General features: G+C 63.5%; 13 protein-coding genes. 9 read left to right on the top strand and 4 right to left on the bottom strand.

Going from position 1 to position 12,674, the window contains the following annotated elements:
* Positions 1 to 143: 143 nt before the first annotated feature.
* Positions 144 to 1,616: a bifunctional UDP-N-acetylglucosamine diphosphorylase/glucosamine-1-phosphate N-acetyltransferase GlmU gene (glmU, locus tag AC1L34_RS09970; protein WP_424325528.1), complete on the top strand. Its 1,473-nt coding sequence runs from the start codon at positions 144 to 146 to the stop codon at positions 1,614 to 1,616.
* A gap of 81 nt (positions 1,617 to 1,697) precedes the next feature.
* Entirely contained in the window at positions 1,698 to 2,675 is a 978-nt protein-coding gene (locus AC1L34_RS09975; protein WP_424293959.1) for a ribose-phosphate diphosphokinase, read from the top strand.
* Here AC1L34_RS09975 and AC1L34_RS09980 read toward each other — a convergent pair.
* Positions 2,647 to 3,261: a hypothetical protein gene (locus tag AC1L34_RS09980; protein WP_424324388.1), complete on the bottom strand. Its 615-nt coding sequence runs from the start codon at positions 3,259 to 3,261 to the stop codon at positions 2,647 to 2,649. The two genes, AC1L34_RS09975 and AC1L34_RS09980, sit on opposite strands and share 29 nt — an antisense overlap.
* A gap of 51 nt (positions 3,262 to 3,312) precedes the next feature.
* Between AC1L34_RS09980 and arsC the strand changes: the two genes are divergently transcribed.
* Positions 3,313 to 3,654, top strand: coding sequence for an arsenate reductase (glutaredoxin) (arsC, locus tag AC1L34_RS09985; protein WP_424293961.1), 342 nt, complete (start codon positions 3,313 to 3,315; stop codon positions 3,652 to 3,654).
* A 3-nt stretch (positions 3,655 to 3,657) separates the two neighbouring features.
* Here arsC and AC1L34_RS09990 read toward each other — a convergent pair whose 3' ends face one another.
* Positions 3,658 to 4,116 carry a limonene-1,2-epoxide hydrolase family protein gene (locus tag AC1L34_RS09990; protein WP_424293962.1) on the bottom strand — a complete coding sequence of 153 codons (459 nt, stop codon included), beginning with the start codon at positions 4,114 to 4,116 and terminating at the stop codon, positions 3,658 to 3,660.
* Between the two features lie 158 nt (positions 4,117 to 4,274).
* Between AC1L34_RS09990 and AC1L34_RS09995 the strand changes: the two genes are divergently transcribed.
* From AC1L34_RS09995 to AC1L34_RS10015, 5 genes are all read left to right on the top strand, one after another.
* Positions 4,275 to 4,877, top strand: a complete 603-nt coding sequence (locus AC1L34_RS09995) for a 50S ribosomal protein L25/general stress protein Ctc (RefSeq protein WP_424293963.1) — start codon at positions 4,275 to 4,277, stop codon at positions 4,875 to 4,877.
* Positions 4,878 to 4,910: 33 nt separating this feature from the next.
* Positions 4,911 to 5,477, top strand: coding sequence for an aminoacyl-tRNA hydrolase (gene pth, locus AC1L34_RS10000; RefSeq protein ID WP_424325527.1), 567 nt, complete (start codon positions 4,911 to 4,913; stop codon positions 5,475 to 5,477).
* A gap of 190 nt (positions 5,478 to 5,667) precedes the next feature.
* Positions 5,668 to 7,056, top strand: a complete 1,389-nt coding sequence (locus AC1L34_RS10005) for a GH1 family beta-glucosidase (RefSeq protein ID WP_424323237.1) — start codon at positions 5,668 to 5,670, stop codon at positions 7,054 to 7,056.
* Entirely contained in the window at positions 7,053 to 8,336 is a 1,284-nt protein-coding gene (locus AC1L34_RS10010) for an MFS transporter (RefSeq protein ID WP_424295328.1), read from the top strand. Before AC1L34_RS10005 ends, AC1L34_RS10010 begins: the two co-directional genes overlap by 4 nt.
* Before the next feature lie 79 nt (positions 8,337 to 8,415).
* Complete coding sequence (locus AC1L34_RS10015) at positions 8,416 to 9,543, top strand: beta-ketoacyl-ACP synthase 3 (protein ID WP_424323236.1); 1,128 nt, start codon at positions 8,416 to 8,418, stop codon at positions 9,541 to 9,543.
* 10 nt (positions 9,544 to 9,553) lie between these two features.
* On the opposite strand, the gene AC1L34_RS10020 is transcribed toward AC1L34_RS10015, so the two are convergent.
* On the bottom strand, positions 9,554 to 10,315 hold the full coding sequence (locus AC1L34_RS10020; RefSeq protein ID WP_424295324.1) for an ABC transporter permease: 762 nt from the start codon (positions 10,313 to 10,315) through the stop codon (positions 9,554 to 9,556).
* Complete coding sequence (locus AC1L34_RS10025) at positions 10,299 to 11,312, bottom strand: ATP-binding cassette domain-containing protein (protein WP_424323235.1); 1,014 nt, start codon at positions 11,310 to 11,312, stop codon at positions 10,299 to 10,301. The genes AC1L34_RS10020 and AC1L34_RS10025 overlap by 17 nt, the downstream gene beginning before the upstream one ends.
* Before the next feature lie 301 nt (positions 11,313 to 11,613).
* Between AC1L34_RS10025 and AC1L34_RS10030 the strand changes: the two genes are divergently transcribed.
* Positions 11,614 to 12,633: a beta-ketoacyl-ACP synthase III gene (locus AC1L34_RS10030; protein WP_480034733.1), complete on the top strand. Its 1,020-nt coding sequence runs from the start codon at positions 11,614 to 11,616 to the stop codon at positions 12,631 to 12,633.
* Positions 12,634 to 12,674: the final 41 nt, after the last annotated feature.

A 12,674-nucleotide genomic window follows, 5' to 3' on the forward strand; every position in this document is an offset into this window, starting at 1 on the left:
TGTCGCGAATGCCACTCCGAGCGCTGTCGAATACCACCTGGGCCCGTTGGCTGCGTAGGATTTCCCCCGCGTGACCCAGCACGGATGACAAGCTCAGTGGTGGAACGCAGACGCTCGCAAGGCACAGATGCGGAGGCACTTCGATGACCGGACAGCCGGCCACACCGAACAGCGATGTTGCAGTGATCGTGTTGGCTGCAGGCGCGGGGACGCGGATGAAATCCAAAACCCCGAAGATCCTGCACGAAGTGGCTGGCCGCAGCCTCGTCGGACATGCCCTGCACGGCGCAGCCGACTTGGCCCCCAAACATCTGGTCGCCGTTGTCAGTCACGAACGTGAACGCGTCACAGCGGCCATCAACACCATCGCCGACGGCCTCGGCCATCCCGTCACGATCGCCGTCCAAGAGTCCCCGCTCGGCACCGGCGATGCCGCCCGCGCCGGTATGACCGGCCTGCCCGAGGACTTCGACGGCACCGTACTCATCACCGTCGCCGACGCGCCACTGATTGACGGTGCCACCTTGTCGGCCTTGCTGGCCGAGCATCACGGCGGCGATGAAACGGCCGCGATTACGTTGACCAGCTTCGTCGCCGACGACCCCACCGGCTACGGCCGCATCGTCCGCGAGGCTGGCCCCGGCTCTGACGTCGTCGCGATCCGGGAACACAAGGACGCCACCGACGCCGAGCGCGAGATCACCGAAGTTAACGCGGCCATTTACGCGTTCTCCGCACAGACCCTGCGCGACGGTCTCGCGAATCTGTCAACCGACAACGCCCAAGGCGAGTTCTATCTGACCGACCTGGTCGAAATCGCCCGCGCCGCAGGCCGCCCGGTCCGGGCGTTTACCGTCCCCGACCCCGCCGTCGTTGCCGGTTGCAACGACCGCGCACAGCTGGCGGAGCTCGGTGCCGAACTCAACCGACGCATTGTCCGCGGACACATGCTCGCTGGCGTCACCATCGTCGACCCGGCGAGCACCTGGATCGACGTGGATGTACAACTCGGCCAAGACGTGCGCATCGAGCCGGGCACGCAACTGCACGGATCCACGACCGTCGCCGACGACGTCCTCATCGGCCCCGACACCACCCTCACCGACGTCAGCATCGGCGAAGGTGCGCAGGTGATCCGCACGCATGGCAGCGGCGCACAGATCGCTGCGGGCGCCACCGTCGGCCCCTTCGCGTTCCTGCGCCCCGGGACTGTTCTCGGCGAGGCTGGCAAGATTGGCGCGTTCGTCGAAACGAAAAATGCGCGCATCGGCGAGGGCACCAAGGTTCCACACCTGACGTATGTCGGGGATGCCGAGATCGGCGACCACACCAACATCGGGGCATCGAGCGTCTTCGTGAACTACGACGGCGTCAACAAACACCGGACGGTAATCGGCTCGCACTGCCGCACGGGCAGCGACAACATGTTCGTCGCGCCGCTCACAATCGGCGACGGTGTGTACACCGGTGCCGGTACCGTGCTCCGAGAGGACGTCCCCTCGGGTGCCCTCGCGGTCTCTTCGGGACCGCAACGCAATATCCCCGACTGGGTCGTCAACAAGCGACCCGATACCCCTGCTGCCGACGCTGCTCGCGCCGCCCAGCAGAATAAGTAAAGGACCGCAGGTATCCCCCGTGGTCGAAAACCAGGCCGAGCGCCGACAACCGGAAAACCGCCAAGGAGAGAACGAGCAACCATGAGTTGGACGATCGACAACCAAAAGAACCTCATGCTGTTCGCCGGGCGGGCACACCCCGAGCTGGCTCAGGCCGTCTCGGACGAGCTAGGCATCCCTATCACGCCGCAGACGGCGCGCGACTTCGCGAACGGCGAGATCTTCGTCCGCTTCGAGGAATCGGTCCGCGGTAGCGACGCATTCGTTTTGCAGAGCTGCCCGTACCCGATGAACCAGTGGGTCATGGAGACCCTCATCATGATCGACGCCCTCAAGCGCGGCTCCGCCAAACGCATCACCGCGATCATTCCGTTCTACCCGTACGCCCGTCAGGATAAGAAGCACCGCGGACGCGAACCCATCTCGGCCCGCCTGATCGCCGACCTGTTCAAAACTGCTGGCGCCGACCGCATCGTGACGGTCGACCTGCACACCGACCAGATCCAGGGCTTCTTCGACGGCCCGGTCGATCACATGCACGCGCAGGGTCAGCTCGCCGAGTATGTCCGAAACAAGTACGGCACCGACAACATCTGCGTCGTCTCTCCCGACGCCGGTCGTGTCAAGGTTGGCGAGAAGTGGGCCGATGCCCTCGACGGCGCCCCGATGGCCTTCGTGCACAAGACCCGCGACCCCGACGTGCCGAACCAGATCAAGTCGAACCGCGTGGTCGGTGAGGTCGCGGGCAAGACCTGCGTCCTGATCGACGACATGATCGACACCGGCGGCACCATCGCCGGTGCCGTCACCGTGCTGAAGGAGGCCGGTGCGGGCGACGTCATCATCGCGACGACGCACGGCGTGTTCTCCGATCCGGCGGCCGAGCGTCTAGCGAACAGCGGCGCGAAGGAAGTCATCGCCACCGACACCCTCCCGATCCCGCCGGAGAAGCGTTTCCACAACCTCACCGTCCTGTCGATTGCGCCGCTGCTGGCTCAGACCATCCAGGAAGTCTTCAAGAACGGTTCAGTCACGAACCTGTTCGACGGAAACGCCTAAGTAACAGTCCTGCTCCAACAAGCACGACGACGCTGGCCGCGCCCAACGTGATCATTCCCCAGGGAGTGAGCACGTAGGCGCGGCCGACGTCATTTGCGGAGTCATTGCCCTCCTTCGTTGAGGCAACACTGACCGGCGACAGTGCTGGCCCAGCCAGCTGCAGGACTTCGGCGGGATCTCGCATCGACGATTGCAGGCAGAGATGGGTCCGCCAAAGGTCACCGTCGGCAGCGCTGATGTCACTGTTGACCGGCACCAGAGCGGGCTCGCCGATGGCGAACGATGCCTCGCACGAGCCGCCGCCGCGCGGCGTCGAGATCCGGATTTGCTGTGCCATTGGCAACTTGTAGCTCCGGCCGACGTCAAAGACGTACACGAGGCGGTCCTGGTGCTCCTCGACACTGACCGGCGTCCCGGCGACGATGGCGTCGACCGTCGCGACGAGTTCATCCGCCGGCATCGGCCGACAACTGCACGCGCACGCTGATCCGGTGCCCACCCATGCCGATCCTGCGAGGGCCAGGACCAGGACTCCGATGGCTGCGCACACGACAACAATCACCTGTTGAATCCGCTGGGCAGCCATTCTTTCCGATGCTACGGGCCAAGCGACACCCTTGGCAGTACGTTGGGAGGCGTGGACGCAACGATCTATCACAACCCCCGCTGTACGACTTCCCGGAATGCCCTCGCCAAACTCCGCGAGGAGGGGGTCGAACCAACAGTCGTGAAGTACCTCGACGTCGGCTGGACCCGCGACCAGCTCACCACGATGTTCGCCGATGCGGGGATCACTGCGGCGCAGGCCGCACGCAAACGCGAGAAGCTTTACAAGGAACTGGACCTGGCCAACGCCTCCGACAACCAACTGCTCGATGCGATGGTGAAGCACCCGGTTCTCGTGGAACGACCGTTCGTCGTGACAGAAAAGGGCACTCGGCTGGCTCGGCCCGTCGACAAGGTCACCGAGATTCTGTAGCCGTCACAACTGCAACATGACGCGAGCGCTCAACGGATCCCGCAAGGGTTTCCGTAGCGCCGGGATCGCGATCGCCGCCACTCCGCGGATAAAACCGCGCGTGCAGTTCCAGACGTCAAAGTAGTCACGCCACAACACAATTTGCCCCTCGCGAACCTCGTTGCGCCCGCATACCCAAAACTGCATGCGCAGCGGTCCAATAGTCAGTTCGTCGAGACGCTCTGTCAGGACCACACCGGTGTCGTCGGAGCTGATGGCGAGGATCTGCGCGTCGAATCCGAAACCGGGGCGGTTAAGAGCTCGCATCACCTTGTCGAATCGACGCATGCCCCGCACAGTTGGCAACCCAACATTCACGTAGACGATGTCGTCGTCGACTCGCGTCAGTGCCGCATCCACGCGGTGTTGCGCCAGGTCGGTGAAGAAGTCGAGGACCAGTTCCGTCGGATTCTGTGAGGTCATGAACCGATGGTATTCTGTCTCCTGTTGTCTCGGCGAGGGTGCGCAAGCACCGTTATCGGCGCGGCGGTTTGAAACCTTCGAACTGTTCTCCAGTTCGGTCGACCGTGTGTGCAGACGTTGAGGCGCCACCACGAAGAATCCGACCCAAGGAGAATCGCATGGCTACCGCCCCGCAGCTCGCCACCACCGTCCGCACCGAGAAGGGCAAGGGTGCCAGCCGTCGCGCCCGCGCCGCTGGCCAGGTCCCCGCCGTTCTGTACGGCCACGGCACCGATGCCAAGTCGCTGTTGCTTCCCAACCGTGAGCTCTCCGCCATCCTGCGTAACCACGGCATCAACGCCGTCATCGAACTGGACATCGAAGGCTCGACGGAACTGGCCCTCACCAAGCAGGTTGACGTCCACCCGATCTCGAACTACATCGAGCACGTCGACCTCCTCATCGTCAAGCGCGGCGAAAAGGTCGTCGTCGAGGTCAACATCCTCGTCGAAGGCACCTCGAAGTCGGGCACCCTGGTGGTTCAGGAAGCCAGCGTTGTCGAGATCGAGGCCGACGCCATGAACATCCCCGAGCACATCGTGATTTCGGTCGAGGGCCTCGAAGCCCCCACCAACATCACCGCAGGCTCGATCGAGCTGCCTGAGGGCTCCACCCTCGTCACCGACCCCGAGGCGCTGCTGCTCGCCGTTGAGGCCCAGGTTGCCTCGGCAGAGCCCACCGATGAAGAGAGCGAAGAAGCTGACGAAGCCGCTGCTGAGTAATTCAGCCGGGCAATGTTGTCTGCTTAAGAATCAGTGAAACTGATTGTCGGACTGGGCAACCCCGGTCCCGCCTACGAGAAGACCAGGCACAATGTTGGCGCGATGGTCGCCGACAGCCTGGTCTCCTCGTACGGCGAAAGCTTTTCCGTACATAAGCGTTCCGGTGCGTTGACGGCTACCGTCCGCATCGGCGGCGAGCCCGTCATGGTCGCCAAGTCGCGGACCTACATGAACGTCACCGGCCGCCAGATTGGCCCGCTGGCGTCGTACTATTCCGTCACCCCCGACGAACTCATCGTGCTGCACGACGAACTCGATATCGACTTCGGTCAAGTGCGCCTGAAATCGGGCGGTGGCGAAGGCGGCCACAACGGGCTGCGTTCCATTTCGCAAACCATCGGTACCCGCGACTACCTGCGCGTACGACTCGGCATTGGCCGCCCGCCCGGCAGGCAAGACCCGGCCGACTATGTTCTCAAACCGTTCCCCGGCGCTGCTAAATCCGAGGTAGATCTACTCATCACCAACGGTGTCGACGCCACTGAACTCCTGGTGAAGCAGGGCCTCCAAGCCGCGCAGAACGTCGTTCACGCCTGGTAACTGGCGTCAGCCGCATGCGCGATCCCCCGGCCCACTCGTGGCCGCGGCTACATGGGCATTGAGAAGGCCGCGACGGCAATTTTGCGCGAGCATCTGCCCGTGACTGTCGCGATCGGCCATGATGAAAGACACCGTCTTGATCAATTGATCGAATGTGTCACTCTCGTCAGCTTCAAAGGAGCCCCTTCCCATGACCGCGGCCCACGATCTTCCCCAGCTTCCCCGCCCCATCCGGTGGGCATCGGCGACAGCCGCCTTCCAAATCGAGGGAGCCCGAACCGAGGACGGTCGTGGGCGCTGCATCTGGGACGAGTGGGCCGATGAACCCGGCAAGGTAATCGACGGCTCCATCGCCTATCCAGGCGCTGACAGCTACCACCGGTGGGCCGAGGACGTCGCGCTCGCGGCAGGCCTCGGACTCGACAATTACCGGTTCTCAATTTCCTGGACTCGCGTGCAGCCCGACGGCACCGGGCCTGCCAACACCGCCGGGCTCGACTACTACTCGCGCCTGGTCGACGACCTCCTCGAGGCGGGCGTCAACCCCGTCCCAACGCTCTACCATTGGGATCTGCCGATCCCCCTGCACCAGGCTGGCGGCTGGCAAAACCGCGACACGGCCGCCCGACTCGCGGACTACACGCAGCTGGTGGCCGACCGACTCTCCGACCGCGTCAAGCGCTGGTACACCATCAACGAGCCGGCAATGACCACCCTTGAGGGCTATGCGATCGGCTCGCTGGCACCGGGCCAATTCCTGTTGTTCGACGCGCTGCCGACCGCCCATCACCAACTCCTGGCTCACGGCCTCGCGAGCCGTGTCCTGCGCGCGGCCGGTGCCGAAGCCGTCGGCGTCGCCAACAACCACACTTTTGTGCGCCCGTTGAATGCCGGCGACGCCGGAGACCAGGCCGCCGTTGTCGCCTACGACATCTTGCACAATCGGATCTTTGCCGACCCCGTCCTGACCGGCAGCTACCCCGACCTTTCGGCCTACGGGTACGAAATGCCGGTGGAAGACGGCGATATGGCGCTGATCAGCGAGCGACCCGACTTCTACGCGATCAACTTCTACAACCCGACCACCGTGCAGGCTCCGACCGGGGAAGGCAATCCAATCCCCTTCGACATTGTCCCGACCCCGGGTGCCCCGACCACTGGCTTCGGCGAGGAGTGGCCGATCGTGCCGTCGACACTCACCGACCTGCTCGTCGACTTCACCGAGCGCTATCGGGAAATCCCGCCGCTTGTCATCAGCGAAAACGGCGCGTCGTTCCCCGAACCCGACCATCTCGACGGTGCTCCGATCAACGACGTCGACCGAATCTCGTACTTGGACGGCCACATTCGTGCCATCGGTGATGCCATGGAAGCTGGTGCCCCCGTTGCGGAGTACACGGTCTGGACGTTGATCGATAACTGGGAATGGGCCGCTGGCTACACGCAGCGGTTCGGCCTGACGCACGTCGACTTCGACACCGCCGAGCGGACACCGAAGGCCTCGTACGACTGGTATCGGCGGGTCATTGCCGCAAACCGTCCGGCCAGCGATGAATCAGACGGTGAGAGCCGCGCATGAACAAGCCCGCCCCGATCGGCCGTCGATGGATGACGCTGTTCACGCTCGCGTGGCTGGTGATCTGGATGGCCCAGCTAACCCCGCTGCAGCTACTGCTTCCGTTGCAGTTGGATTCGCAAACCTCCGAAGACGGTGACCGCTGGATCCACAGCGTGGTTGTCTCCGGTGTGATCCTCGGAATCGGTGGCCTCGTCGCCGTGATCGCCGGGCCGCTCGCCGGGGCCGCATCCGACCGCACCGACGGCAGTAGGTTCCCCGGTTGGCTCGGTTGCCGCCGCCGCATCTGGGCCTTCGGCGGCGTTTGGGCCATGGTCGTCTTCCTCGTCCTGACCGGCCTCGCGCACAAGCCGTGGCTGGTCGCACTGTGCTGGATCGGCGTATCGGTGGCGGTGGCCGTGGCTTCGGCCGCATTCACCGCGATGATTCCTGACCAGTTGGCCCCCGACCAGCGCGGTGCCGCCTCCGCGTCAATCGGATCCTCGCAAGCCCTGGGCATCGTGCTCGGTGTTGGCATCGTGGTGGCGCTGGGGCTCGACGTGTTTCCCGGGTATCTGGTGCTGGCCGGACTCGTCGCGGTCATCGGCACTTGGGCTGCCCTCGCGCTCCCCGACCCGCCAGCACCCAAAAACGAACTGGCCTCTCCCGGAACCGAACTCCTCGACACCCGACGCTGGGCGTCATTGCGCGACCGTGACTTTTGCTGGATGCTCGCTGGCCGCCTCGTCGGCAATATCGGCAATGCGCTTGGCACGTCCCTGCTGCTGTTCTTCCTGCTGTACGGCCTCAACCAAGACAAGGCCGACGCCGAGAACAATCTGCTGCTCCTGATCGTCGTCTACACGGTCTTCGTCGTCGGTAGTTCCATCATCTTCGGGATGATCTCCGACCGCAGCGGTCACCGTCGCGCCCTGACCGCGATCGCCGCCCTCATTCAGTCACTCGCCGGGATCGCGATCGTCATCCACACCTCGTATGAAGTCACGATGATCGCCGCGGCGTTCATGGGCATCGGCTACGGCGCGTTCATGACAGTCGGCCTCGCGTTCGCCACCGACCTCCTTCCCAACGCGAAGGATCATGGGCGCGACCTGGGCATCGTCAATGTGTCCGCTGCCCTCGGACAACTCATCGGCCCCATGGTCGGAGCCGGGTTGGTCGCCGCCGCTGGCGGGTTCTGGCTGGTGTTCATCGGTGCCAGCGCGCTGTCGATCCTCGGTGCCGTCATGACACTCGGCGCGCGCGAGCGCAAACCCGAACCAGAGCCGGTACACCTAGCCTGATCGAAACCCCCTCGATTCGGGCGAAGTAGTATTACCTGCGAGTACCCGGAGCGAGACGGCACCGGCACGATCTTCAAGGATGGACATCTTGGCGACACTGGTCACCCCCACCGGGCATGCGAACGTAGCGATGCTCGGCATTGGCGCTTACCGACCCAAGCGGCTAATCACTAACGACCAACTGTGCCGCGTGATGGATTCCTCCGACGAGTGGATCTTTGAGCGCAGCGGTATCCGGGCTCGCCGCTGGATCAGCGGAGACGAAACGATGCGCAGCATCTCTGCCGCTGCCGCCGACCGCGCCATCATCAACTCGGGCATCGACCGCGACAAGATCGACATGCTGATTCTCGCGACCAGCAGTTGGCCCTGGAACGTGCCCCACGGCGCGCCGATGATCGCCTCCGACATTGGCATCAATGGCATCCCCGCGTTCGACGTGGCCGCCGGTTGCGGTGGCTTCGGCTACGCGCTCGGTGTCGCGACCGACGCGATCCGCGCGGGCACGGCCAACTACGTGGTGGTCATCGGTGTGGAAACCATGTCGGTTGGCATCGACCCCACCGACCGCAGCACCGGCTTCATCTTTGGTGACGGTGCGGGCGCGGTTGTCGTGGGCCCGAGCGACGTGAACGGGATTGCTCCGGTGATCTCCGGAAGCGACGGCGAGAACGCCGACGCCATCATGCAAAACCACGACACCGTCGAATACATGGCACGCGCCGTCGAGTACCAGACCAAGGATCCCGAGACCGATCCCGTCGGTCGGCTGATCATCACCATGGAAGGGCCCCGCGTCTTCCGATGGGCCGCGATCACGCTACCCAAGGCTTTGAAGCGCATGCTCACCGAGTCGGGTGCCGGCCCGGAGGACATTGAGGTCTTCGTGCCCCACCAGGCCAACGCTCGCATCAACGAGTTGATGAAGAAGAACCTCGGCCTCCCCGACGACCTGCCGATGGCCAACGACATCGAAAACACCGCGAACACCTCTGCGGCCTCCATCCCACTCGCCATCGAAGAAATGTTGGCGACCGGCAAAGCCAAGGGCGGCCAACTGGCGCTCATCCTGGGCTTCGGTGCGGGTCTCAGCTACGCCGGGACCGTGGCCACGCTGCCGCCCGCACCCAAGATCTCGTCGTTCGACGACCTCGACGATTCCGACGCTGGCCCATTGGCGCTGCACTTGGCCGGAATCGTCGACTAGCTACGGCACGCTAGGCGTTTTCCTTGCGGAAGACGCTAGTTCCCCACCAGGTTCCGAGAGCGCTGAGAACGATCGCGGTCAGCAGCCCCCAGAACACGGTGCTGGAAGCGACCTCGCCGAGAAATGAGCCACGGACCGCGTCGACGATCCAGCGAAACGGCATGAAGTCCGAGATCCGGGTCAACCATGCTGGGCCAAGGGTCATCGGCAGCAAGATGCCCGACAGCAGCAGGATTGGCATCAGGAGCATATTCAGCACCGGCGCCATCACGTCTTCGCTCTTGGTCGTGAGCGCCAAGGCATTCGACGCTGCCGCACAGGCGCCACCGACCAGCAATGTGATCGCAATGCCGACCACCACGCCAATCACCTGCGCGCGCATCCCCATCGCGTAGCCCAGGCCAACCAGGATCAACGCCTGCACCAGCAACTGCAGCAGGTCGCGCAGCAAGCGGCCAACAAGCAACGACGTCCGGCTGGCGGGGGTCACGCGTTCGGCTTCGATGACGCCTTCGCGCCACTCCCCGATCAGCCCAAAGCCAGCGAACATTGCCCCAAACATCCCCAACTGCACCAGCAGACCGGGAACCAAGAAGGTGTACGCGTTGTTGCCTGCGTCGGGGAACTGCGACACCAGCGGCTTCAATAGCGGGCCAAACAGCACCAGGTACAGCACCGGCTGCATGATGCCGATCAGCACCCATGCCGGGTTTCGCAAATTCATCCGGAGCTGTCGTCGAAAAACAATCAACGAATCACGCAGAAACCGCATCGGAACCGTCCCCTTCGTTAGCGTCGCTGGAATCAGTTTGCGCATCGCGCAGGCTGCGTCCGGTCATGGTGAGGAACACGTCGTCGAGGGTGGGCCGAATAATCTCGATCGATTCGAGGGTGTCGCCCGTCGATTCCAGGTTTCGAAGCAGACCGGGGACGAGCTTTCCCGAACCACGCAGTCGGGCGTGCACACCAAATCCCTGCAGCTCAATCTCGGTGGCGCCGACAGCCCGCAAACTCTCGGCCGCCCGTGCAGCAGGGTCTGCGGAACCAAACTCCAAGTGCACGAGATCGCCAGAGACCTGCGACTTAAGATTCTCTGGCGTATCGGCTGCGACGATGGTGCCGTTGTCGATGATGAGAATCCGATCCGACAGCGCATCGGCCTCATCCAGGTAGTGCGTCGTCAGAAAGACCGTGGCCCCTCGCTCGCTCCGGAGTTTGGCAATGTGCTCCCACAAGTTGGCGCGCGCTTGCGGGTCTAACCCGGTTGTCGGCTCGTCAAGGAATACCAGGGTCGGATCGTGGATCAGGCCCATCGCAATGTCGAGACGGCGACGCTGGCCACCCGACATATTCTTCGGCATCCGGTCCCACAGGCCGTCCAGCTGAAGCTGTTCAAACAGTTCTTGACCGCGACGGGTCGCTTCCCGACGTGTCATCCCGTAAAGCTGGCCGTGGTCGGAAACTTCGTCGCCAGCCAACGCTTGGGAAAACGTGGAACCGGTCTGCGATACGTACCCAATGCTGCGCCGCACCTGCACCGACTGGCTGACGACGTCGAAGCCATTGACGGTTGCGGTCCCTGCAGTGGGCTTGAGGAGCGTGGTCAACATGCGGAGCGTAGTGGTCTTGCCTGCCCCGTTTGGCCCAAGAAAGCCGACTACCTCTCCCTCAGCAATATCGAGGTCGACGCCGTCGACTGCCCGAACTTCGCGTTGCTTTTTGCCTTTGCCCGCCGTGAACGTCTGCACGAGCCCTCGTGCATGAATCATCCGCAAGCCCCTTCGCGGTTGTTGATGAAATTTTTGTCGTCTCATCGTGTGACCCGCCGCGACGACTGTCAACAGCTTTTCCGCTGCGGAGGGAGTTCCGAACGGCAAGATTGTGCAGATCACGGTGAGTCGTAACGGGCAGAGCGTCTGCACAGACATACCGATAGCGGCCCGCCCCACCATCCGCGCACAAGAATCTTTCCGACAACGACCGTGATTACTTTCCAGTAACCGAAGTTGCATGAGACTGTCGAATAGAACGCGTGTGCTGTGTCATACGTCGAGCATTGGAGAGACTGAGATGACTGAACTACCTATTGCTGTCGGTACCCCATCCATCGGGATGCTCGGCATCGGCGCGCATCGCCCCGAGCGGATCGTCACCAACGAAGAGATCTGCAAGGTCATTGACTCATCCGACGAGTGGATTTACACCCGCACCGGCATCAAGAGTCGGCGTTTCGCTCGCCGCGACGAGACGGTCGTCGAAATGGGCATCAACGCGGGCCGCAAGGCGATCGCGAACGCACTGCTCTCCGGTTCCGACATCGACGCCGTTATCCTCGCCACCAATACCCACTTGCTGTTGACCCCCGCTGGCGCGGTCAAGATCGCCACCGAACTCGGTGCCAACGGTGTCCCCGCGTTCGACGTCACCGTCGGTTGTGCAGGCTTCGGCTACGCCTTGGGCTTGGCGGGCGACATGGTGCGCGGCGGTAGCGCCAACAACGTCCTCGTGATCGGTTCCGAGCAACTGTCGGTGACCCTCGACATGCAAGACCGCTCCAATGCCTTCATCTTCGGCGACGGTGCCGGTGCTGTCGTCGTTGGCAAGACTGAGCAGCAGGGTCTGGGGCCGGTTGTGTGGGGCAGCGACGGCACCCAGTACAACGCCATTCGCCAGGACATCGACTGGATCACCTACATGGATAGCGGCGAGATTGAGAACCGTCCCTACCTGCGCCTAGAGGGCACCGCGGTGTTCCGGTGGGCAGCCTTCGAAATGGGCAAGGCCGCCCAGCGTGCACTCGACATCGCAAAGGTCGACGCCAGCGGCATCGACGTCTTTGTGCCGCACCAGGCCAACTCACGCATCAATGAGTTGCTTGCGCGCAGCCTCAAATTCGGCGAGTCGACGGTGATTGCCAACGACATCGAGAAGACCGGCAACACCTCGGCGGCGTCGATCCCCCTCGCCATGGAGGATCTGCTTTCGACCGGCGCCGCCAAACCCGGCGACACGGCACTGCTCCTCGGCTACGGTGCCGGTCTGAGCTACGCCGCGCAGGTCGTCACCATGCCGCCAATCCCGTTCGAATAGGCCCCCTTTTTGCGCCTGACGTCGGCAGACAGTTAGCGTTG

The organism is Gordonia sp. 34D, assembly GCF_056682775.1.